This is a genomic window from Streptosporangium sp. NBC_01469, assembly GCF_036227305.1.
Lineage (GTDB): Bacteria > Actinomycetota > Actinomycetes > Streptosporangiales > Streptosporangiaceae > Streptosporangium.
On sequence record NZ_CP109465.1, the window covers coordinates 3,069,624 to 3,092,356 of the forward strand.

Annotated in this window: 18 protein-coding genes and 2 pseudogenes; 7 read left to right on the forward strand and 13 right to left on the reverse strand. The window is 64.8% G+C overall.

Translation table 11 applies throughout. From position 1 onward, the window contains the following. Window positions 1-4: 4 nt before the first annotated feature. Entirely contained in the window at window positions 5-643 is a 639-nt protein-coding gene (locus tag OG587_RS14060) for an HD domain-containing protein (RefSeq protein WP_329090386.1), read from the reverse strand. A 407-nt stretch (window positions 644-1,050) separates the two neighbouring features. On the opposite strand from OG587_RS14060, the gene OG587_RS14065 reads away from it, so the two are divergent. Then, window positions 1,051-1,287 carry a DUF397 domain-containing protein gene (locus OG587_RS14065; RefSeq protein ID WP_329090387.1) on the forward strand — a complete coding sequence of 79 codons (237 nt, stop codon included), beginning with the start codon at window positions 1,051-1,053 and terminating at the stop codon, window positions 1,285-1,287. 699 nt (window positions 1,288-1,986) lie between these two features. On the opposite strand, the gene OG587_RS14070 is transcribed toward OG587_RS14065, so the two are convergent. Next, entirely contained in the window at window positions 1,987-3,306 is a 1,320-nt protein-coding gene (locus OG587_RS14070; RefSeq protein ID WP_329090389.1) for a UDP-glucose dehydrogenase family protein, read from the reverse strand. A 144-nt stretch (window positions 3,307-3,450) separates the two neighbouring features. Here OG587_RS14070 and OG587_RS14075 point away from each other — a divergent pair, with 144 nt between their 5' ends. Beyond that, on the forward strand, window positions 3,451-4,614 hold the full coding sequence (locus OG587_RS14075) for an acyl-CoA dehydrogenase family protein (protein ID WP_329090390.1): 1,164 nt from the start codon (window positions 3,451-3,453) through the stop codon (window positions 4,612-4,614). Between the two features lie 354 nt (window positions 4,615-4,968). Here the strand turns inward: OG587_RS14075 and OG587_RS14080 are convergent, their stop codons facing one another. The 6 genes and pseudogenes from OG587_RS14080 to OG587_RS47160 form a co-directional block, all read right to left on the reverse strand. Continuing rightward, window positions 4,969-5,601 carry a hypothetical protein gene (locus tag OG587_RS14080; protein ID WP_329090392.1) on the reverse strand — a complete coding sequence of 211 codons (633 nt, stop codon included), beginning with the start codon at window positions 5,599-5,601 and terminating at the stop codon, window positions 4,969-4,971. Window positions 5,602-5,873: 272 nt separating this feature from the next. Next, window positions 5,874-6,329 (reverse strand): hypothetical protein, encoded by a 456-nt coding sequence (locus OG587_RS14085; RefSeq protein ID WP_329090394.1) that lies wholly within the window; start codon window positions 6,327-6,329, stop codon window positions 5,874-5,876. A gap of 305 nt (window positions 6,330-6,634) precedes the next feature. Continuing rightward, complete coding sequence (locus OG587_RS14090; protein WP_329090396.1) at window positions 6,635-7,225, reverse strand: M48 family metalloprotease; 591 nt, start codon at window positions 7,223-7,225, stop codon at window positions 6,635-6,637. 233 nt (window positions 7,226-7,458) lie between these two features. Next, complete coding sequence (locus OG587_RS14095; RefSeq protein ID WP_329090398.1) at window positions 7,459-8,325, reverse strand: hypothetical protein; 867 nt, start codon at window positions 8,323-8,325, stop codon at window positions 7,459-7,461. Between the two features lie 531 nt (window positions 8,326-8,856). After that, window positions 8,857-9,186, reverse strand: coding sequence for a helix-turn-helix domain-containing protein (locus tag OG587_RS14100; protein WP_329090400.1), 330 nt, complete (start codon window positions 9,184-9,186; stop codon window positions 8,857-8,859). A gap of 37 nt (window positions 9,187-9,223) precedes the next feature. Next, window positions 9,224-9,379: pseudogene (locus tag OG587_RS47160) on the reverse strand (helix-turn-helix domain-containing protein); the annotation flags it as partial. A 262-nt stretch (window positions 9,380-9,641) separates the two neighbouring features. Here OG587_RS47160 and OG587_RS14105 point away from each other — a divergent pair. Continuing rightward, window positions 9,642-12,299 carry a TrlF family AAA-like ATPase gene (locus OG587_RS14105; protein ID WP_329090402.1) on the forward strand — a complete coding sequence of 886 codons (2,658 nt, stop codon included), beginning with the start codon at window positions 9,642-9,644 and terminating at the stop codon, window positions 12,297-12,299. 347 nt (window positions 12,300-12,646) lie between these two features. On the opposite strand, the gene OG587_RS14110 is transcribed toward OG587_RS14105, so the two are convergent. The 3 genes from OG587_RS14110 to OG587_RS14120 form a co-directional block, all read right to left on the reverse strand. Further along, complete coding sequence (locus OG587_RS14110; protein ID WP_329090405.1) at window positions 12,647-12,853, reverse strand: hypothetical protein; 207 nt, start codon at window positions 12,851-12,853, stop codon at window positions 12,647-12,649. A 637-nt stretch (window positions 12,854-13,490) separates the two neighbouring features. Then, a complete protein-coding gene (locus OG587_RS14115) occupies window positions 13,491-13,958 on the reverse strand; it encodes a hypothetical protein (RefSeq protein ID WP_329090407.1) in 468 nt (155 codons plus the stop codon). A gap of 475 nt (window positions 13,959-14,433) precedes the next feature. Next, window positions 14,434-16,017, reverse strand: coding sequence for a hypothetical protein (locus OG587_RS14120; RefSeq protein WP_329090409.1), 1,584 nt, complete (start codon window positions 16,015-16,017; stop codon window positions 14,434-14,436). A gap of 214 nt (window positions 16,018-16,231) precedes the next feature. Here OG587_RS14120 and OG587_RS14125 point away from each other — a divergent pair, with 214 nt between their 5' ends. Both OG587_RS14125 and OG587_RS14130 read left to right on the forward strand, forming a co-directional pair. Further along, window positions 16,232-16,468 carry a hypothetical protein gene (locus OG587_RS14125; protein WP_329090411.1) on the forward strand — a complete coding sequence of 79 codons (237 nt, stop codon included), beginning with the start codon at window positions 16,232-16,234 and terminating at the stop codon, window positions 16,466-16,468. Window positions 16,469-16,856: 388 nt separating this feature from the next. Beyond that, window positions 16,857-17,279 (forward strand): YchJ family protein, encoded by a 423-nt coding sequence (locus OG587_RS14130; RefSeq protein WP_443075618.1) that lies wholly within the window; start codon window positions 16,857-16,859, stop codon window positions 17,277-17,279. A gap of 103 nt (window positions 17,280-17,382) precedes the next feature. On the opposite strand, the pseudogene OG587_RS14135 reads toward OG587_RS14130, so the two are convergent. Then, window positions 17,383-17,928, reverse strand: a pseudogene (locus tag OG587_RS14135) (RNA-guided endonuclease InsQ/TnpB family protein); the annotation flags it as partial. Window positions 17,929-18,067: 139 nt separating this feature from the next. On the opposite strand from OG587_RS14135, the gene OG587_RS14140 reads away from it, so the two are divergent. Further along, complete coding sequence (locus OG587_RS14140) at window positions 18,068-18,403, forward strand: glycosyltransferase (RefSeq protein WP_329090415.1); 336 nt, start codon at window positions 18,068-18,070, stop codon at window positions 18,401-18,403. 99 nt (window positions 18,404-18,502) lie between these two features. Beyond that, on the forward strand, window positions 18,503-19,294 hold the full coding sequence (locus tag OG587_RS14145) for a hypothetical protein (RefSeq protein ID WP_329090417.1): 792 nt from the start codon (window positions 18,503-18,505) through the stop codon (window positions 19,292-19,294). 204 nt (window positions 19,295-19,498) lie between these two features. Here the strand turns inward: OG587_RS14145 and OG587_RS14150 are convergent, their stop codons facing one another. Further along, window positions 19,499-22,507 carry a galactose-binding domain-containing protein gene (locus OG587_RS14150; RefSeq protein WP_329090419.1) on the reverse strand — a complete coding sequence of 1,003 codons (3,009 nt, stop codon included), beginning with the start codon at window positions 22,505-22,507 and terminating at the stop codon, window positions 19,499-19,501. Between the last annotated feature and the right edge of the window lie 226 nt (window positions 22,508-22,733).

Sequence of the window (22,733 nt, forward strand, 5' to 3'; positions counted from 1 at the left end):
CGCGTCATTCGGGCCAGGCGGAGTTCTCGATGACGTCGACGAAGTTGGTACGGACGTACCCCGGAACGAAGCGCTCCAGGACGTCGGCCTTCACGTTGCCGAAGGTCGTCTGCGGGCGGTGGGCGATGCCGTCGGTGAACGCGGCCAGGATGCGGCGCTTGAAGTCGGGACGGGGATAGGCGGCCACGATCTCCGCGCGGGCCTCGTCGGGGATGGCGTCCAGGCCGATCCCCAGCACGTCGGCCTCCACGCCCGTGGTGACCAGGGCGATCTCCGGGGCCATGTGGTGCGGTATCTCCGGTGTGGTGTGCAGCGCGATCGCCTCCCACACGACACGTGAGCTCTCCTCGGACACGCCGTGCTCCCTCAGGAACCGGCGGGCCTCGTCCGCGCCGTCGATCTCGAAGCGCTGGTCGGAGGTCCGGTAGGTCCGGGTCAGGCCGAGATCGTGGAACATCGCGCCGACGTACAGCAACTCGGGGTCGTAGGCGAGCCCCTCGCGGTCGCCCACGAACGCGCCGAACAGGAAGACCCGCCGGGAGTGGTCGTACACCAGCGGCTCGGCCGCCGCCCGGACGAGCTCGGTGGCCGCCCGCGCCAGGGCGCTGTCGGGAATCTCCACGTCCGCGATACGAACGGTCATCTTGGTCTCCTTCGGGCTGAAAGTGGCGCTGACCTGCGCCGACTCTTCGACGGTCTCCTGGCGAGGGTCTACCCGGCCGGCTCGCGCGATACGGCCATCGGCATGCGCCGCGCCGGGTGTCACGTCGTCCCCTCGACGACGCACGGCCGGGCGAGACGTCGCTCCCCGTGACGCGGCGGGGCCGGCCCGAGGAAGCGCGCCCGCTCGGTGTCCGTGTTCGTTGCGAGTGCCGGGGGCGGCCCGGATACTGTGTGCGTGGAGCCCGCCGCCGTTCGCGGAGCCGTCGCCGGAGGGCACGTCACGGATCATCCCCGGGGCGTGACGGAGGCATGCCGGCGTTACGGGGCGATCCGCTCGAATGACTCCGCCCGCTGGGCGACCGCCGACATAGCGAAGGTGATGACGACGTGGAAGCAGACCTCAGCAAGGCCGTCTGGCGCAAGGCGGTCCCGGAGGGGGACGACGGCGGTAACTGCGTCGAGGTGGCCGTTGTCGACGCCCCCGAAGAGGGCCACAAGGCCGGGTCAGGTTCTCTTTACGTATTGCGCGATTCCAAGAATCCCGACGGGCCGAAGCTGTTCTTCACCCGCTCGGAGTGGGACGCCTTCGTCGGGGGTGTGAAGCTCGGCGAGTTCGACAACTGACCGGGCAGGACCGGGACGGACAGAAGGCCCTCGTCGGTGACGGGGGCCTTCTCGCTGCGTGCTCCCGGTGGCCTTTCCCGGTCGTCGCGATCGGGCCGCCTGCCGGGGTGACCTGGCGAAAGGCGCGGCACCCACGGGGCTCGCGCCCTCGGCGGCCGTTTTCCCGCCAGGGTAAAGGTCCTTTTGTCGAACGCGCAGGAAGAAGTGGTTTTATGAGGCGATTCGTTTTGTTGTGACGCGAGTGGTTTTACTGTAATGCCGATCAAAAGCGTTCCAGAGTTAACTTGGGGGCGATTTGGTGTATTTTGTGATGAAATGCCGCATATCGTAGTAATTGTCATGTCCGAGGGATTACTACGAAAAGAGGTGTCCCGATGGGTATCACGATGTTCCCGGGAGGCGCCTGGCCTGCCCACGATCCGTACTGGCGTCGTCGTCGCCGCCGTCGCTGGCGCCGCTGGCGTCGCTGGCGCCGCTGGGATTATTGGGGCTGGTGATGCGAGAAGGTCATGGCGACCGATGCGATGTCTGAGAGGTCGACGCTTACCCGGCGGGTTCCCGGCACAGGCCGGGAACCCGCTGTCATGCCCGGGATGATCCGCTCCGCGTACCGGAGAAACGGGCCGTGGCGGAAGAAAGGGGCCGGTGCGGGGTGGGCGCGCCGAACCCAGCGCCGGACTTAGCCGGACTCAGCTGGACTCAGGGGCGGCCCAGGGCGCGGTAGTGCCAGCCGGAGGCCCGCCAGGTCTCGGCGTCGAGGGCGTTGCGGCCGTCGACGATCTTGCGGGAGGCGACGACGGAACCCAGCTCCTCGGGATCCATGGCGATGAACTCCTGCCACTCGGTCAGCAGCAGCACGACGTGGGCGCCCTTGGCCGCGTCGAGGGCGGAGGCGCCGTAGGAGAGCCCGGGGTGGGCCTTGCGGGCGTTCTCCTGGGCGACGGGATCGTAGACGGTGACCCGGCCACCCTGCTCGCTGATCTTGACGGCGACGTCCAGGGCGGGCGAGTCGCGGATGTCGTCGGAGTTGGGCTTGAACGCGGCGCCGAGCACCGCGACTGTGCAGCCTCGGAAGGAACCCCCGGCCAGCTCGCGGGCCAGGTCGACCATACGGGCGCGACGGCGCATGTTGATCGCGTCGACCTCCCGCAGGAAGGTCAGCGCCTGGTCGGCGCCGAGCTCACCGGCCCTGGCCATGAAGGCGCGGATGTCCTTGGGCAGGCAGCCGCCGCCGAAGCCGAGCCCGGGGTTGAGGAACTTGCCGCCGATGCGGTCGTCGAAGGAGAGCGCCAGGGACAGCTGCTTGACGTCGGCGTGGGCGGCCTCGCAGACCTCGGCCATCGCGTTGATGAAGGAGATCTTCGTGGCGAGGAAGGCGTTCGCGGCCACCTTGACCAGCTCGGCCGTGGGGTAGTCGGTGATCACGATCGGGGTGCCCATCTCCAGCATGGGGGCGTACACCTCCCGCATGATCTTCTCGGCCCTGTCGGAGGCGACACCGAGCACGATCCGGTCGGGGTGCAGGGTGTCCTTCACCGCGAAGCCCTCGCGGAGGAACTCGGGGTTCCACGCCAGCTCGGCGCCCGCGCCGATGGGGGCCAGCCGGGCCAGCTTGTCGGCGAGACGCTGTGCGGTGCCGACCGGGACGGTGGACTTGCCGACGATCAGGCACTCGCGGTCGAGGTGGGGGGCGAGCGACTCGATCGCGGCGTCCAGATAGGACACGTCCGCGGCGTACTCTCCCGGCTTCTGGGGGGTGCCCAGGCACAGGAAGTGCACGTCTCCGAAGGCCGCGGCCTCCTCGTACGAGGTGGTGAAGCGCAACCGGCCGTTGGCCAGGTTGCGGCGCAGGACCTCTTGCAGGCCCGGCTCGTAGATGGGCAGATCGCCGGCCTGCAGGCGGGCGATCTTCTCCGCGTCCACGTCCAGGCTGAGGACCTCGAAGCCCAGCTCGGCCATGCATGCGGACGTCGTCGCACCGAGGTATCCGGTTCCCACCATCGTCAGGCGGTAGGCCACTGGTGCTCCTTTCGGTTCTGCCCAATCTTTGCCGACAGGGTACCGGCATCTGGCGCTTCTACTTTGCCACCTGCGCAAACGCCGGGGTACATATCACCTGGGGTGGAGCGCTCCATGTTTTGTTGGACGTCCTACTATTTGCCCATGAGCTACCCTCTCTACGCACTGCCCGAGGAGCACGAGATGCTCCGCGAGACGGTCCGCGCTCTCGCCGATGAGAAGATCGCCCCTCGCGCCGCCGAGGCCGACGAGACCGGGGAGTTTCCCTGGGACGTCTACAAGGCGCTCGTCGCGGCGGACCTGCATGCCGTGCATCTTCCCGAGGAGTACGGGGGCGCCGGTGCCGACGCCCTCGCGACGGTGATCGTCATCGAGGAGGTGGCGCGGGCCTGCGCCTCGTCCTCGCTGATCCCGGCCGTCAACAAGCTCGGCACCGTTCCGCTGCTGCTCACGGCCTCCGAGGAGCTCAAGCGGAACTATCTCACGCCGGTCGCGCGGGGTGACGCGATGTTCTCGTACGCCCTCTCCGAGGCCGAGGCGGGCAGCGACGCCGCCGCCATGAAGACCCGCGCGGTCCTCGACGGCGATCACTACGTGCTCAACGGCGCCAAGATGTGGATCACCAACGCCGGGGTGTCGGAGTACTACACGGTGATGGCCGTCACCGAGCCGGGCGTCGGGGCCAGGGGCATCTCCGCGTTCGTCGTGGAGAAGGGTGACGAGGGCGTCAGTTTCGGGGCCAAGGAGCGCAAGCTCGGCATCAAGGGCTCCCCGACCCGCCAGGTCATCCTGGAGAACGTCCGGATCCCCGCGTCCCGGATGATCGGCGAGCCGGGCACCGGTTTCAAGACCGCCCTGGCCACCCTGGACCACACCCGCATCACCATCGCCGCCCAGGCGCTCGGCATCGCCCAGGGCGCGCTGGACTACGCGATCGGCTACGTCAAGGAGCGCAGGCAGTTCGGCAAGGCCGTCGCCGACTTCCAGGGTGTCCAGTTCATGGTCGCCGACATGGCCATGAAGCTGGAGGCCGCCCGCCAGCTCACCTACGCCGCCGCGGCCAGGTCCGAGCTGGCCATGCACGGCGAGCCGCAGAAGGACCTCACCTTCCTCTCCAGCGCCGCCAAGTGCGCCGCCTCCGACGCCGCCATGGAGATCACCACCGACGCCGTCCAGCTCCTGGGCGGGTACGGCTACACCAGCGACTACCCGGTCGAGCGCATGATGCGCGACGCGAAGATCACCCAGATCTACGAGGGGACGAACCAGATCCAGCGCGTGGTGATGGCTCGCCAGCTCCTGAAGTAACCCTTGAAGTGCACGAACCCCGCCTCTATCTATCCAGGGGCGGGGTTCGGAGTTCCAAACTCACGCGGAGCGCATCGGCGGGCGGACCTTCGTCCGCATACCAATAGCGGGCTATGCAGGAAAATGTGTGAGGAGCCCTTTCAAGATCAAGGATCGATCCCACTCAGGAGGCTCATCGAGGCAAGGACGTCCGCGTCCACGAGGACGGTCAGTTTCCGCAGCGGTGACCGCTCCTCGAATAGCGCCCTAGCAGCCGAATGGCGGTCCACGGGTTCAGGCCACTTCGGTCTGCGCCTCGAAGAGGAGCGCGGCATCTCCATCCTGGGGACCATGCTTGGGACGGTAGCCGACTGTTTACACCTGCATGGAGGCTTTGGCTGCGCTCACGTAGGCAATCGGGCCGCCAGACGTGGATGTGAGGCGCTTGCCGAGAAGGAGTTCGGCAATCCGCAGGTCGTCGACTGTGCCAATCTCGATCATGTTGATGGCCGCGTCGAGGTCGCCGATGTAGCCAGCGAGTCTCGCGTCGAAACGATGACGGATCAGGCCGTTGTTGGTCAGTTTGGTGTCCCAGCCGCTTAACCCCGTTAGTACGGCGACGACGAATCCGCCGAGTGTTACCGGGAGAATGCCGGTCTGGGCGATCTTCTCCGGTCTGCCCACCCACCATCCGCGCAGCGCCTCTAACAGGTCTGAAGGTGTCAGATCAGCACGAAAGCCGATGTAGGGGCGATCTTCATCTGAGACATGCTTCGCCACGTCGACGCGCAACACTGCCATCGTGGCGCTGCCCGTTGTCGTTGGCAGAAGGTGATGCAGCGCTACAGCGGAGCGAGCTTGGATTCGTTGCGCCACGTCTGTAGGGATGACCAGCTTGTCACCGTGTCGACCTGCCGCGGGAAGCAGATCCGCAGCCGCGATCTTCTGTAGGGCAGCGAAGGGGAGGTTGAAGCGGACGGCGGCTTGCCGCAGGGTGATGAGGGTCATGGGCTCGTAAGATCCTCTTTCGGCTTGCTGCATTTGGACTTTCGAAGTCGAGCAGGTGGACGTGCGCTTGCCCAGAAGGGGTCTGCAGGCTGGGGCGGCGAGCATTCCACGCAGTGAGAGGGTGCAATGAGGGTTGCATCCACAGAGGTGGTGACAGCAGTCGATACAGCGGCGCCGCCTTACAGGATCGCTCTCCGCTGATCCGCTACCACCATCTGAGCAGGGCGAGCTCCCGTTGACGAAGTGTCTGCCCTTGCCTATGGATTTGATGGTCAGGTGTCGTATGAGCCGTCCCAGGGTTCGTAGAAGCCGATGGTGTTCGGGTAGAGCTCGGCGTGTTCGGTGCCTTCGAAGGTCTCGATGATGAGGCCGAACAGTACTCCGTCGATGTCGTGGCGGAAGGGGCAGATGGCGATGTCGCCGAAGCGAAGGCCGGGGAGCGCGCCGAGCCACCCGTTCAACCGGTCGCGTGCGGTGGTGACGGCGGTCCAGTGATTGTCGTCGGTCCCAGTGCACTCGATGCGGGAGTCGAGATGGTGACCGGCGGCGTCGAAGATGTGCAGGACGGCGTGCCAGCGCTTGTGCGCCTGCCAGCCATCGGTGATCACGTAGTCCGGGGGGAAGGCGGCGACGACGGAGCCGAGAAACTGGCCGCCATCCCAGTGGCCGATGTCGCCGGTGTGGTACTCGGGTTCGTAACCTATGGGGATGATCTCGGGGACTGTCATGGGCGGGAGAGTAGCGACCCGGTCCGACAGGGGCTTTGCACTGAGCGTGACCTTGCTAACGGAAGTGCTGATAACCATCCTTGGACGCGAATGGACACCTACAGAAGATGATCAAGCGTGAGATGGCGCTGGGTAGGACTTTCTGACACCTGTGGACATCGGTGGACGATCTCGGACTGGCTACGGATCAGAAGATTGGGGTTTCGAGTACCTCCGGCCGCACAGCAGGTCAAAGGCTCTTCGGGATCATCCCGGAGGGCCTTCGCCGGTTAAATCGTGCGGATCATCTGCTTCGCGATGCGTCGTCATGAGCGGACCGGTCGGGCGCGCAGACGCTGCTCAATCGTGGGATGAGTCTGCGGTGCCCAATGCTCACGGACGGCATTTCGCGCTCCCCCGCCCCCGTGTTGCAGACGCAGCATGGCCCGCACCGGGGTGGCGCCCACCAGATCGACCGCGAACCGATCGGACGCGTACACCCGGCGACGAAAGATCCACAGTATGGCCTGGTAGGCCAACAGCAGGCCGGCGCCGACGGGGAGCAGCACCGGCAGCATCGTGAACTCGATCAGTCCCCATACGACTACCACCGTGGCCGCTACCGGTAGGACGTGCTGAGCGGCCCCCAAGACGTACACCTCGAAACTGATGTGTCCCAGCGCGATGTAGCCGAGTTGGTGGGCGACCAGGCCGGCCAGCGCATCCTGTGGCCACTGTTCGGCTGTGGTCCGGTCGACGATGAGTGTCGCGGTTGGACGAGGCCAAGCCCACCTGACGTCGATCGTCGCCGCCACATGCAGGTCACCGACGGCGACGGGCAGGCTGGGATCAAGATCTGCGCGTGCTGTGAGAGCGTGCATCAGCATGTGCAGCCGATCAACGGTATCTGTGTCCATTGCCTCCGCCTACGACAAAAGATCAGCATACGAGCCTCCGTCGATCGGTCACGCTGAACGATATACAGCAGTTTGTACAGCAACGCCGCCTTACACGATCACACGCCACCAGTCTGCATCTACTGTCCGATCAGACCGCGAACTCGCCGACCTGGGTAGCGCCGTTCAGTCGCGATGAAGTGCTTTGGCGTAGGTGTTGCTCCGTGCCGTGTGAAATCTGTGTCGTTGTGCTCCTACCGTGTTGGCGTGAAGGACGAGACGACCAGCCAGACGGCGGTGGCCGCGATCACGACCGCGACGGCGACATTCTTCGCCTGTCCGGGAATCATGTCCTTTGATTGTCTGCGGATCATGTGCCGCGCCAGGCGGACGGTTTCGGCCCAGGAGATCCGCTGCCGGGGGCTCCAGACGGCCGACGCGACGAGGACGGCCGCGAGAAGCAGGTGCCACCGCACCGAATCGACGAGAGGTGTCTGGAAGTCCTCGCCGTACCAGCGGACGTACTCCACGACGTCGAGGAGCGGGAAGAGGAGGAGAGCCGCCGCGGCCGCGGTGCCGGCCGGTCGTTCCCATCGGGCGGAGGCCGCCGCCCTCGAGGCTGCCGCCAACGCGACGAGAACGACCGGCAGGCCGATCATGTCGGCACAACCGGACCACCATGCGAGGTCGTTCCAGAACGACTCCGGAGCTTCGACGTCGGTGTAGAGGACCGTGACGAACCTGCCGAACGTGACCGGGAAGCGGTGGAACGCCGCAGCCCACGCCGCGGCGCCGACGGCACCCGACCACAGGATGGTCTCGTGCCATCTTGCGGGCAGCGGTCCCCGATGCAGCGGTGACCGGGCCGCCAGGAGTAGCGCCCCCGCGGCCACCGAATAGCAGACGATCAAGGGCCAGGGCGGTACGGCCACACGCTCCTGCCCGGTGCACGGGTCGAGGCCCGGCAGGAGAAACGCGATGAAGAGCCCGAACGCGAGCACGGCGCCGACCGCGGCGACCGCCGTGAGCGTGGCCCGACGTGACCCGCGCAGGAGAAGACCCGCAACGACGGCCGGCAGCAGGAGAACACTCCAGAACAGCAACTCTCCCGGCACGCTCACCAGCGCGTAAGGACCCCCCGGGGGTAGGAGGCGGAACCCGTCGCGGAACAGAACCAGCCGACGCTCTGCCTGCCGGCGCCGAACGTCATCAGGATCACCGGCCCTGACACCGCCAGAACCGCACCAAAGCGCAGCACCGCCGCCATCGGGGGTCGCGCTTCTGATCCGGGCTCCTGTGTCACGGCACCCTCTCCCGGAAACGATCAACTTGAGCGAGGGTAGTGGATGCCCGTCGACTGAGCGGGAGGTTGCTTTCTGTGGCAGTGCCGGCTGATCGCCGGCGTCGGCAGGAGTAGGGCGACCAGCCTGCGCACGGTCTGAACGCCGGAGCGGACAGCCCGGTCCTGGGTGCGGCGCGGAACATTTGCCACAGAGGTGCTCAGACGATGGAGCTCCCGCGTGATGAGCGCTGAGCGAAAGATCACGTCACAGAGCTCATAGCCGCGATCGAGATCCTCCGTCAGAAGCGGCCTCGCACGGTGATGACCGTGGTGCGGCCGCGCCGTGCCCAGGTGCGCATGATGGACGGCGTCATCGACAGGCCGGTCTCGTCTTCGAAGACGATCCAGGCGCCGAGCGCCGCCGCGTATCTTCCACGCTCGGCCAGGTCTCCTTCACCCAGCCGGTCACTGCCGCCGCATCGCGCTCGATCGCACGCCGGGCCGGTACCTGGCAGGAGTAGCCGTTACGGATCAGCAGTTTGCGCACGTCTTGGAGGGTGTAGGTCAGGTGGAAACGTCGGTCGATCACGAGGGTGACCCGCGACAGGGTCCAGCGTTGATCCGACCAGCCGTGCGCGGTCGGCCCCTTGGCCAGTTCCTGCTCCAGTGCGGCGAGTTGCCGCTCGCCGAGCCGGGACAAAGAGGAAAGAGACAGGCCCGTGCGAGCGCAACGCCCTGGCCCCGCCGACGTGCCACTGTCTGCGCCATCGCTGAACGGACCGGACAGTGATCCGCAGATCCCGGGCGATGGCCGTGTTGGATTCGTCTCGAGCGAACCTCTCGGCTGCCTGCAGCCGCAGCCTTTCGTGGAACGCTCTTCGCTCGGAGGACACAGTCCTCCGCCTTGTGCGTACCTCATGATGCCGATGTACCCAGGAATCAAGGCATGTCAGAAGCTACGACATCACGAGTTCAACCTCAGTAGATCGCTCGCTTTGTGGCCTTGAATCTCTAGTTCCCCCCAACGCAGATTGTGACTAAAGGGACAACGGTGCCTTGAGATGCATCTGAGGAACTTGTGCGTTTTGCCTCGGAGGGTGCTCCTGCTAACTAAGATGCAGAAGTTCTATACGACAGCCCTCAGGAGGATGCTCCATGATCGAACCTTGGACCGTTCTACGAGAGGGAGCCCGTTGGTACCGCTGCGCCCTGCAAGTCAACCCCTTCACCTATCTCACCATTCATAACAAGCTTAATCCGAAATTTCCGAATGAAGAAAGCTACAACGCTGCTCTGATTGCTTCATTTAAAGATAGCAAGGTTGACGTAATAGCTATTACCGACCACTGGCGCGTTGATAGTGGCGAAGAGCTTCGACGGCAAGCAACGTTAGCGGGAATCGTTGTTTTCCCCGGATTTGAGGCCACCAGTAAAGAAGGTGTGCACTTTCTGGTCTTGTTCAGCCCGGACACGACGGCGGAACAAATTAACAGATGTATCGGCGAGTGCGGTATTAAAGCAAATTGCCAGGACTCTGCGCCAGGCCTGCTCAATGTTGATGATCTTCTTATTCGCGCTGAGCGATGGAACGCTGTAATTATTGCACCTCATGTGACAACAGACGCGGGGCTGCTTGGCCAACTGAAAGGGCAAGCCCGTCTCGTAGCTTGGACCAACCCTCGCCTCCATGCTGTGGGGCTTTCGGGGGGAGCTCCCTCTCAGGCTCATGGAGATATTCTTAAGGGGAAGAACTCCGAGTATAAGAGAACCGCTCCGATGGCTCTCATAAACGCAGCGGACATCAATGGCCCGGGTGATGTAGAGAAATCAGGTTCGACAACTTGGATTAAAATGTCGAGTATAACAGCAAGAGGACTCGATCTAGCATTCCGTACCCCCGCGACCCGTATCGAGCGGGGACCTCTTATAGCTGCAGATCACCCTGTAATCGTTGGAATTGAGTGGACTGGTGGCTTCCTCGACGGAGTGCGACTTCGCCTCAACGAATCACTAAATACTTTGATCGGCGGTCGCGGGTCCGGGAAGTCCACAGTAATCGAAAGTATTCGATACGCTCTTAATATCGAGCCGCTTACCTCCAAGGCCGTGGAGGAGCATCGATCTATGGTGAATGACGTCAACGTCTTGGGAAGCGGCACCCAAGTCAAACTGCTCATTAGGTGCCCGAATCCTACATCAACGTACTATGTCATAGAGAGAAGCGTTCCTGGGAATACCGTCGTACGCACTATCGATGGCGAGGAACTGCAATCTACTCCGTTAGATCTAGTTGGTAATATTGAGGCTTACGGTCAGCGTGAGCTTGCCGATCTCGCGTACGATAAGAAGCAGTTAACGAGCATGATCGCTCGTTACATGCCTCAATCCAGTGCATACTTAGAACAGTTCGGCGAGCTTAATTTGAAGCTCAAAAAATCGCGCAATAATATATTGGACCTTCAGCGTGAGCTCAAGTCCGTTGATGAAAAGCTTGGGCGGCTGCCTGTACTGCAAGAGCGCCTTCTGAACTTTGATAAAGCTGGAATCGCGGAGCGACTCTTAAGCCAGAAAAAAATCCAGCAAGAAGAATCCCTACTCGACCGAACCCTCAGTTCAATAGATGAAATAGCCCGTAGTTTGAATGACTGGCCTGAAACGCTGGTTATCGACATCGCCTATCTTGAGATCGAAAGAAACGTTGAGCTGCCAAACGCTGCTCTCCTCCAGAAGGCTAAGTCGATCCTTGCTGGCCTTAATGCTTCAACGAGTAAATCGATCGCTGATATGATCTTCTCTCTGGGAAAGGCGAGAGAAGAACTCGGAGGCATTAAGGACGAGTGGAGCGAGGCAAGTTCTAGTGTTCGCTCGGCACTCAATGAAGCATTACGTGCCCTTCAGCCTGACGGGATAGATGGGAACGAGTATCTTCGGCTTACTCGTGAAGTAAACTCCCTTGAAGCTCTCCGCCCACACTATCAGGAACTAACAACGAGTCTGGAGAGTTTGAGGGACGAGCGTCTTCAACTGCTTGTGAAGGTTGAAGAGTTGCGAATAGATCGCCTGCGCGATCTCAAATCGGCGGCGAAGAAAATTGGTCGGAGACTAGTCGGTACAGTACGTGTTGAAGTTGTCGAAGGTAAGGACCGAAGTCCCTTAATAAAGCTGGTGGATAATCACTTGAGTGGCAGGAAGGAAAAGATCCGCTCTGCTATCGAGTCTGCCGCCATTTTGTCAGTTCGAGATCTTGCCGATACGTGTCGCAAGGGAGCCGAGGCGATAATGACCGCATACGCGGTTACTCCGATGCAAGCGGAGCTTCTCGCTAACGCTGGCGAAGAGTTTTTTATGCTCATTGAGGAGACGGACCTCCCCTTAACTACTGAGCTTGAGTTAAATTTAGGAACGAAGCATGTGGAAAACTGGCGAGCACTTGAGCGCCTTTCCACCGGGCAGAAAGCAACTGCTCTCTTGCTTATTCTTTTACAAGAGAGCAGCGCTCCGCTCATCATCGACCAGCCAGAAGATGACCTCGACAACAGGTTCATCTACGATGAGATCGTTCCGAAGATACGATCATGTAAGATTAAGCGCCAACTTATATTCGCTACACATAATGCCAACATTCCAGTGTTGGGCGACGCCGACCAGATTGTCACGCTCATGGCGTGGGATGTTCGAGGACGGATTACTGGCAGCATAGATCCCGAAGGATGTGGATCAATTGATGACCAAGGAGTTCGGGAAATAGTAGAGGAGCTACTAGAAGGAGGCAGGGAGGCATTTGACAATCGCCGCTACCTTTATGGCTTCTAATGAGGTGATCTCAGCGATTTTCATTTCAGTTAACCGTGTTCGAAGTGGGTGAGAATGAGTGCGGCTTTGATGATGTCGCCGATTTTGCTGGGGCTGGCGGTGATGTGCCGGAGGGTGCGCTAGCGTTGGATGAGCAGGGCGAAGCCGCGTTTGCCCAGGCAGCGCAAGGCGCACAGGAGCGCGTTGCGGGTGCGGGTGTCGAGGTCGAGGGGCGGCCGCGTCGGAGGGCTATCTGACCGGAGTGAGAATGCCGATGCCGGCGCCGTCGTAGCCGGAATCGACCAAGGTGGGAAGCCCGTCGGCGGCGGCTTTGTACAGCGCCCCCAAGACGTGTGCGCGGGCGGCGGTCAGGTCGTGCACCGATCCGGGTTCGACGTCGGATGCCCACAGTGGCAGGGCGCGGACAGGGCTTGGATGTTGCCGCCGTGGTGGTGGGCCTTTCCGGAGTACCGCAGGTCGATGGGTTCGCCTTTGACGCTGATGGTCTTCTCGGCGCAGCGGTCGGTGGCGATGACGGTAAGCTCCACGCCTATTTCAGGGGCATCGCGATCCATCCCGATTCATGTCCGCAGACGTCGTTTTGAAGGCATCGAATCACAGCTACCCTTATTGATCTTGCTGAGATCACCTCAATGAATCAGCCTTCGGTCTCCCTGTCTTTTTGAGGTCTTGCTCGTGTGAAGGAACTAATCCGACGCATTGAGATCTCGTCCTGGCCCACGAGACACTTGGCATAGTGGAGTGTCTCCGCGTAGGCGTGTGGGCGCTCCTCGATCCTGAAGGCCGTGTTCAGCCCCGGCTCGATCTCGCAGTAGCCCAGCCAATCTGCCCGCAGGTCGCACTCCCAACAACTCTCCTTGCCGATTGAGCCCAGTCGAAGGGTAATGTATACCGATGATCATTGGACGTGACCACCCTTGCACTCGGGTTACTGCGAGGATGCCTCGGCGACCAGGAACACTATGGACATAGTGAGTGTGATCACTCGAAGTGGAGGGGGAGCCGGAACGGTCAAACACCAGCACCTCGTGACCGTCACGGGACGGTCGAGGTTCCAACGGATCTTGCTAACGCCGCTGCTAACAACGTCCCTGGACACCGGTGTACGCCGCTGGAAGTCGATCAATCCGAAAAAGCCCCTGAACAGGCACTTATGACAACGGTAGACGTCAGTGGACGATCTCGAACTGGCTACGGATCAGAAGGCGTTCGGCTGGTGTTTTGTCTGTCCCGGCTCCAGATTTCGGTGCATCGGGGGAGGTCCTCGATGCCTCCGCCTTCAGGGATCATGCCCCAGAGGAAGGGGATCAGGTACTGAGGCGGTTCGCCCAAGAGCACGGTCAGTTCGTCCTCGGTGACGGTGAGGGTGAACGCCGGGCCCGGTTGCCCGGGATTCCATCCCTGTTCGATGGCTCGCCGGATGCATCCGGCGACGAGGGCGGGGCGGACCACGATCGTCCGTTCTCCGAGCCAGTTGTCCGGCCGGGCGCAGGGAAGTGACACCACGAGAACACGCCTCGGCTCCTCGGCCCGCTCAACGGTGACGGTGAGGGGGGTCCAGCTGTTTCCCCGGTGGTGGGTGGGCTTGTGCCCGATCCGCCAGCGGAAGGCGGTGCCGTCGACGCTGATGAGCCGTGAGCCCTTCCTGGGCATCGCCATGGGCACCTCCAAGCTTCTGCTCTGTTCCGTCGCCGTTCCGTGGGAGCACCAAAAGCAGCGAGAAGTGACACGAGACGTCCACAAGAATAACCGCTGCGCATCCCATGATCGAGATGTTTTCCCAGGTGCCCCGTTGCGGCATCGGAGATCACCCGGATCTACGAGCGCACCGACCAGATCCAGCGCGTGGTGATGGCTCGGTGGCTCCTGAAGTAGGCCGTCGACCAGCGGAAACCCGGTCCGGATCATGCCCGCGGACCGGGTTTCGGCATGTGGTGGGTGGATCTTGGAAAAGGCTCCGGTTCCGTCAGCGGTCTCGGTCACGTGAGACCCGATGGCCACGAGGCCATCCAGACCACCCTGACCACCCCGGCCGCCTGGGCGCCGCGCCAACGGTGTCCGCCGACGCGGAACAAGCTCCCGGCGATCCCACGCCCGTCCACGGGCGGAACCTCCCGATAGGCGCTTAGGCCGCTCAGGTCAGGGACTTCAGAGCGGTGTCCACGATCCCGTAGATCCTGGTCGACGACAGGTTCTGGTTGGCGATCGCGTGGGACAGCATCTTGTCCAGGAGCTCCAGCTTGCTGTCCCCTGGACTCTGTACCAGGGCCTCCCGCACCTGGCCGAGTACGCTCTGCGCCTCCTTCTTCGCGTCGGCCCGGAACGCGACCTTGGCCTCGCCTCCGGCCAGGAAGGCGTGTCTCTCTTTAGGCTGGCTCTTGTAGATCTGGTTGGCCAGGTCCTTGTCGAGGTGGGCCTCATCGAGGATCAGGTATCCGTGCCCCTGGTTCAGCGCGAACAGGGTGGCCTGAAGGTGGCGCGGGTCGCTCTCGTCCATCGGCTGGTCGGCGTACAGCTGGGAGACCAGCCATTTCTGGTAGTTGTGCGTGTTCTCGTGTACGAGAGTGTCGATCACCTCGTCGAAGTCGTCCCAGCCGGGGTAGCTCGTGTTCATCCTGATGACGTTCTCCCTGGGGATGAAGAGTCCGCTGCAGGGGACCCATCCGTTCGGCGTGGACCACCCCAGGTCCTTCACCGGGAGGATTTCCGGACTCTGGTGGCCGATGCCCATTTCGGCGCACTGGATGTCGCGGACCCTCTTCAGGGCTTCGAGCCTCTGGTCCAGGCTCAGCGTGGGCCACCTCCGGCACTCGTCCATGAGCTCCGTCTTCAGCCTTGTCAGGACCCGGGTCCGGATCTCGTGGTCGTGCCGGGTGAAGTCCGGAGCGAGGCCGGCCGACAGGTACAGCGTGCCCAGGGCGGCGCCGGCGTCGGGGTCCAGTGTGGTGGAGCCGGCGATGATACGAGCGATCAGTCGCTGCTTCTCCGAAAGGCTCAGGCCGTCGGTACCGTAGAAGATGATCATCTCCACGGCGGACCAGGAGTCGTCCATGTCCTCGATGGCGTATTCCAGCATCACTTCCTGGGCGTCGGTGATGAAATCCTCGCTCCTGCTGGTGCTCAGCAGCAGGTCGAGGATGCGGCGCTTCTCCAGCGGACGCAGCCGGAGCGCCGTGCGACTGTAGCTCGCCAGTTTCCCGACGGTCAGCAACTCCTGCTTGAGCCTCCTCTTCGCGTCCTGGTAGGCGACGTCGCCCATGTCGTCTTTCCGGCTCTGGAGAGCGATGTTCTCGTCGCCGAACAGGCGCTTGATCGCGAATGAGGTGGGGGTCTTCTCGAACTCTTTGATGATCCCTTTCAGCACTCTGATCGAGGCGGGCTCGCTCGCCGTGGACTGGCCGAGGGATGTCGCGCCGTCGTTCCGCTTGGTCTTGGCCAGGCGGGACGGTGGTGCCGTGTCGGAGGGCCGCTTGGCCTTCTCCTCCACCGTGCCGCCCAGGCTCTCCGGCCGGGCTGGGCTCTCCGGCGTCGAGGGGTCGGGATGGAGCGTCCCGCCGGAGGACGGGGACCGTACGGGGGAGTCGTCGGTCGGTGTCGCGAGCGTGGGGTCGGCCGATCCGGGCCGGGGCTGGGAGGGGTTCGAGGGGACGGAGCCGGGGCCGGGGCCGGTGCCGCCGGTCGGCTTGAGGCGGTCACTCTTCCGCCGCGGATTCAACATGTCGGTTCCTTCCGTGCGACAGCGTTGGCATGCCGCCCCGCGATGGTCACGATCCTGTGGGTCCTGCCGGGCCGGTGCTCACAACATCCCTGGACGCCTGGTGTACGCCCTGAAAACCGATCACGCCGGGAGGCCGTTGAGCAAGCACGTGACAATGGTGGACGCCCGTGAACGCGGTGTACACGAATGCCGGTGAATGCCACGATCACGTCTCATGGATACGGACGCCTTCTGGAAGCTGATCGAGCGGTCCGGCCGGGAAACCGACACCGGACAGGAGCATCCCGGTGCGCGGAACATCTCCGCCGCGCTGATCCAGCAGGCGGTGATCTTCCGCGACAGACACGCGGTACGCGAGATGCCGGCTCACGATGGCTGTGCCGCGCTTTCCGTGGTCACCCTGGAGACCCCTGATCGGTGGTCGTCGCTCGTGGGCAGGATCTCACCGTGATGATTCAGGTGTCGGTGTGCGGGCCGCGCGACTGCACGGGCGAGGACGAGTCCAACGCTCGCGATGCGCCGCGGCCGTGTCCCCGTGATCCAGCTCGGTGGCTGGCGGCTCCTCGACCACGAGGGGCACCCGGTTCCCGGTGTCAGGCATGTCTCGTCCCCGGAGGAGGCGCTGGCGGCCACGGGGCTCTGGCCTGGCCATCGGCCGGGGGGCTGAGAAACGGAGGTGCCGACGGTGGCGGTCGCGGCATGGTCCGGCGATGCCTCGTTCCGCCGCCATGCGACGATCTGCGCTCCCATGCCCGCTCGGCGAGTCCCGGGAACGAACCTCATAGGTCACCGGGCCGAGGCAGGCGCCGGGAACGGGCCCGGTGGAGCGCGCGGGCATACTGGGGGACGTGCCACGACGTGATCCACGGTCCCGAGTTCGTTCCGCGCCCACCGCCTCGTGTCCGTGCGGGCTCCCCGCGCCGTACGGGGACTGCTGCGGGCGGCTGCACCGGGGGGAGGCGTCCGCGACGACGGCCGAGGCGCTGATGCGGTCGCGGTTCAGCGCCTTCAGCGTCGGCGACGCCGGGTATCTCCTGCGCACCTGGCACCCGTCGACGCGCCCGCCCGGCGTCGACCTCGGCGGCGGGCTCCGGTGGACGCGGCTGGAGGTGCTGGAGACGACCGGCGGCAGCGCCTTCCACACCGAGGGCACCGTCCGCTTCCGCGCCCACTACGTCGAGCGCGGCGAGGAGGGGCACATGGAGGAGCACAGCCGTTTCGCCCGGCACGGGGGCGACTGGGTGTACGTCGGGACGCTCTGACAACCGCTCTGAGAATGTTGTTTCACCACGTCATGGCTGCGGCGGTCACGCCGGATTCTCTTGACATCCTCCCCCGTCTGAAGGCAGGGGATTCCAACGGCACCTACCCCACGAAGAGGAGGTCGCGTTGAGGTTCACGGTTCACCGGCCCGCCCAACGGCGAGCCTCCCCGCGCAGCCACCGCGTGCCCCGCGGCGGTATCTCGAATGTTCCTGGCCGCGTTCACGTCGGCGTTGACCCGATGCCCGCAGGCCACACACAAGAAAAGTGCTTGGCTCTCGCGACTCTCCCCGGCGCGGTGTCCGCAGGCGTTGCAGGTCTGCGACGTGAAACGCGGATCGATCCTCCGGACCCGGCCCGGAGCCTTCTGCTCCAGCCGGGTCACGAGGCGGCCCCACCCGGCGGCGAGGATGCCCCGGTTCAGGCCCGCCTTCTGCCGGACGTTACGGCCCGGCGCCTCGACCGTGCCGCGAGCAGAGCGGGTCATCGCGGAGACCTTCAACTCCTCAACCGCGATCACCTCAAAGCGGCGCGCCAGATCGGTCGAGGTCTTCTCCACCCAGTCCTTGCGCCGATCGGCCTCACGAGCCTTCAACCGGGCGATCGCGAGCTTCACCTTCGTGCGCCGGTTCGACCCCCGCTTGGCTCGCGCGAGGGTTGAAGCCGAAAACGCGACACGCCGACCAACCTACCGACGCCCCCCGACAAAACCCGGAGACCGTCATGCTCGACCGCTCCGCGACTCCTCCCCACCCTGAAGGACGGGGCATCCACGCTGCAAGGACTCGGTGAACCAGCAGGCGCTCTTCCGGCGGGTCGCCGCCGTCGTGCACCACGGTGGCGCGGGCACCACCACCGCGGCCGCGCGAGCCGGGGTACCCCAGGTCGTCATCCCCCAGCACTTCGACCAGCACTACTGGGCACGACGGGTCGGCGACCTCGGAGCCGGAGCCGCGCACCCGCCCGGCGCGCCGACCACCGGCTCGCTGACCGAGGCGCTCGGCCGCGCTCTCCAGCCGGACGTGGCGGCCCGTGCCGGAACCCTCGCCGGCGCGGTGCGCACCGACGGCGCGGAAACCGCCGCGCGGCTGCTGGTGGCCGCGGGCTCTCGAAGCTCATCCTGAGACGGATGGATCGTTTCCCGATCTCTCCGGCCTCGGAACGATCTCCATGACGGCTCTGGACCTCATTGTCGACGGTGTTCTGCCCTAACGTGTTCTCTCATGTTCAGACCCCCCGCACTGCTGGCCTCGGCCCTTCTCTGCGTCCTCCTCGTCTCCATCTCCGGCAGTGCCGAGGCTCTCGCCTCTCCTGTCAGGGGCGTGCCGGTCCTGACCGACAACAGCCTCTACCGCAGCGGCAAGATCAAATCATCGGAATGTCCTGACGGTGCGCTCAGCACCCAGAACGCGGCGGACGCCAAGCGCACCCTCGTCGGGTTGTGGAGCTGCCTGAACGCCTCCTGGTCGGCCCACTTCAAGCGTGCCAAGCTGCCGTTCGCGTCCGCCAAGCTCGTCGTCCTCACCAAGCCGGCGCGGTTCTGCGGGCAGAAGTGGAAGAAGGGCGTCAACGCCCGTCACTGCTACGCGACGAGGACATCGGCGATACTGGTGGGTGAGGATTACTACCTGCGGACCCGCGTGATCTACCACTTCCAGTACGTCGCCGGGATGTACGGCCGTCATCTGCAGTCCCTCACCGGCATCACCAACGGTCACGTCGCGTTGTCGTACAAAAGCCAGGCCGAGCGTCTCGAACAGGCCCGGCGCGGGATCCTGCAGGCGGACTGCCTGGGAGGAGTCTTCCTGGGAAGCGTCTGGAAGAGCGCGGGGCAGGACAGCGAGGGCTGGCCCGCGCTGCTGGAGCTCGTGAAGAAGAACGGCGACTACAACTCCAGGAAGGACCGCCGGTCCGCCAGGGGCAAGAACATCGTCTACTGGCTCGACCGCGGTTTCAGGAGCGGCGACCCCGGCTCCTGCAAGACCTGGGCGGTGCCCTCCTCCCGCGTTGCCTGACGGTCGGGGATTCAGGGCTTGACAGCCTCCGAAGGGCTTTCGGGAGGAGCTCCGAAGGGCTTCCGGGAGGAGGTCGGTGACACGCCGCCCGGGTCAATTGACCCGGGCGGCGTGTTCCCAGAACGGGCTGTCACTCGCACCTGCGGCTCCGTTGCGGGCCGGACGCCGTGAGAGCAGTACCGTCGATCGGGTTCACACGAGGAACTAGCTGTAGACGCCGAACTCCCAGAGGGAGTAGCCGTACGCCGTGCCGCGCTGGGTGAGGTTCACCCGGACGTACCTGGCCGACGCGTTGAGGTCGACGGAGTCGAACCCGCCGTCGCCGGTCGTGGTCGTGTGGACGTTGGTCCAGGTCGTGCCGTTGGTCGAGGTCTGGATCTGGTACGCCCTGCCGTACGCGGCCTCCCAGCCGAGCTGGACGTGCCTGATCGCGGTGGTCGCGCCGAGGTCCACCTGGATCCACTGCGGGTCGGCCCACTCGCTGGCCCAGCGGGAGGTGAAGCTGCCGTCGGTGGCCCGGCCGGGGGTGAACGGGCCGCCGTCGCCGGTCGCCTGGTAGGAGGAGGCGGTGGTCGGCTTGCCGAGCGCCACGTTGGTCCCGGCGACCGTCGGCGGGACGACGCGGAACGACCGCTGCTCGATGCCCGCGTTGCCGTGCCCGTCGAAGGCGTACACGTACACCTTCCACACGCCCATCTGCTCCGGTGCGGTCACCGTGAACCTGCCGGGGCCGGTCTGGGTGAACCTGACGTTGTCGAAGCCGCGGTTGCCGTTGATGTGCTTGTTGCTGAACATCAGGTTGTAGCGGATCAGGTCGCTGTTCGGGTCGGTCGCGGCGACCTCGACGGTGAAGGTCTTCCCGGCCTGGACGGCGGTCTGCGAGCCGACCGTCATCGAGGTGATCTCCGGGGGGGTGTTCGCGGAGGGCTGTCCGGTGTAGGCCGCCTTGAGCGAGTGGTAGCCGTGCCTGCGCCAGCCGCCGGTGGTGGTGTTGAGCCACACCCCGCCGAAGTCGTTCTCCAGGCCGTAGTGGAACTCGGTCGCGCCGAGCGCGACACCGGTGTGACCCTTGATCGCGTTCCAGCTGGCGGTGTACTGGTCCCGCTTCTGCAGGTCGGTCGGCTCGGTGGGGACGCCGTTGACGTCGTTGGGCACCTCCCACTCGCCGTCGGGCCCGGCCTCGGTGACGATGTACGGCTTGGTGTACCCGCCGTTGATCCAGTCCTGCTTGACCGTGTGGATGGCGCCGTAGGAGTTGACCGCGAGCAGGTCGAGGGCGGGGGAGTGGGCCTTGTAGTAGGTCCATGCTTGGGTGTAGGCGTCGGTGGAGGTGACCGGGTGGTTGGGGTCGGCGGCGTGGATCGCCTGCGCGACCTCGTTGACGAACTTCGCGTACGCCACCCGCCGCTGCTCGACCACGTCGGCCGGCAGGCCGTGGTCCTGCATGGTGAGGATGACCTCGTTGCCGACGTCCCACATGAGCACGCCCTGGCGGTTCTTGAGGGCGTTGACGCGGGCGACGATCTCGTTCTTCACGCTGGTCTTGTACGCGGTGTCGTTGACGTAGTCGGCGCCCTGGTTGAGCCAGTGCCCGACGACGACCTTGATGCCCTGCTGGGCGGCCCTGTCGAGCAGCACCGGGGTGTTGACGTCGTCGACACCCCAGGTGCGGATCGTGTTGACGCCCATGTTCTTGAGGTCGCGCATGTAGCCGTCGGCCGCGGCCTGCGGCGGGCCGTAGGTCAGGCCCTTGAGCTGGTACGGGGCGCCGTTGACCTGGAGCTGCCAGTTGCCCTGTGAACCGGTCACCCTGACGATGCTCGGCCCGGCCGGGGTCGCCGGGTCGGTCATCGCGGCGGGGACGGTACCGGCCTGCCTGGCGACCGAGATCCGGTCCACGCTCAGCACGCCGCCGGAGGTGGTGGCGGCGGTCGGCGTCGTGGTTCCCGCGAGCGCGTTGGGCAGCGAGCCGCCGATGGCCAGGTCGAGGCGGAGGTAGAAGCCGTGGTGCAGGGCAGCCCTCCACGCCGTGACGCCGACCTGGCTCTGGCGGACGACCCAGGTCTGCCTGCCGTCGAGGTAGAAGCGGATCTCCTCGTCGGTCTTGGTGCGGTCGATGACCTGGGCGTACTCGTGGTAGCCGGTCTGGCAGCCGTCACAGGTGGCGAAACCGCTGGTGCGGCCGTTGTACTCGTTGCACACACCCTCGGGCGCGGTGCCGCAGTGCAGGGTGTTGGCCAGCTGGTTGCGGCCGTTGACGCCGGTCATGATGTCGGTCTCGCCGACCGACGGCCAGTTGTTGTAGTTGCCCCGGTAGGCGGCGCCGGTCGCGCGGAAGCCGGGCCAGTAGCCCAGGGCGTTCGCGACGTCGGGCTGCTTGAGCCGGGCGCTGAACCTGAGCAGCTCGCCCGGCTGCGGCGCGAAGTCGGTGCGCTGGGTCTCGATCCGGCCGGAGGTCCAGTTGCCCGCGCCGTCCTTGATCGCCTTGATGTTCAGGTTGCCGGTGCCGTCGAGGTAGACGTTCGCCGTCGAGGCGCTCATGGTCTCGACCTCGCCGGTGCCCCAGTTCGCGGCACCGCCGGGGTAGGAGGTGCCGGTGCGCAGGATCCAGTCGGCGGCCGAGGGGGAGGTGCCGGCCGAACCGTTGAAGTCGTCCTTCCACACCTCGGTCCAGGTGCCGGGCTCCTCGGGCTCCTCCGGTTCCTGGGGGCCGCCCGTGCTGCCGTAGACCTGGAACTCCCACAGCGAGTAGCCGTAGCCGGTGCCCCGGGTGGTGCCGTGCATCCGCACGTACCGGCCGGAGCCGGTCACGTCCAGGGTCTGGGTGCCGCCGGTGCCGGTGGTGGTGGAGTAGACGTCGGTCCAGGAGGAGGCGTCGGCCGAGGTCTGGATCTTGAAGGCCCTGCCGTACGCGGCCTCCCAGGTCAGCACCACCCGGCTGATCGTGGCCGTCTCGCCGAGGTCCACCTGGAGCCACTGCGGGTCGCTGAACGCGCTGGCCCACCGGGTTCCCGTCAGGTTTCCGTCGACCGCCAACGACGCGACGTAGCCGGCGCCCTCGGATGACGAGGTCGTCGCCGTCTTGCCCTGGGACAGCAGGCCGTCGGCCGCGGACGCGGGGCTGGTGAGTGCCAGCCCGGAAAGGACCAGTGCCGCCAGAGCGGCGATGACCAGGCCTAACCGGAAGCGGCCCGAACTACGAGCTGGATACACGATCTCTCCTCGAAAGGGGGATGCCCGCCAGGGGACGGCGAGGGGGGAGAGCGCTCTCCGTAACCGAGGGTGCTCCCGGAGATCGAGCGGTGTCAAGGCCCTTCTTTGCCCGAGGTTGAAACGCGCTGCTCACGCACCGGAAACTTCTTCCCAGCGGACATATCCCTTCAAAGCCCATCTTCTCGCACGTCCGCTGACGCGTGGGCGGTAGGGGAGGGGGCGCGTC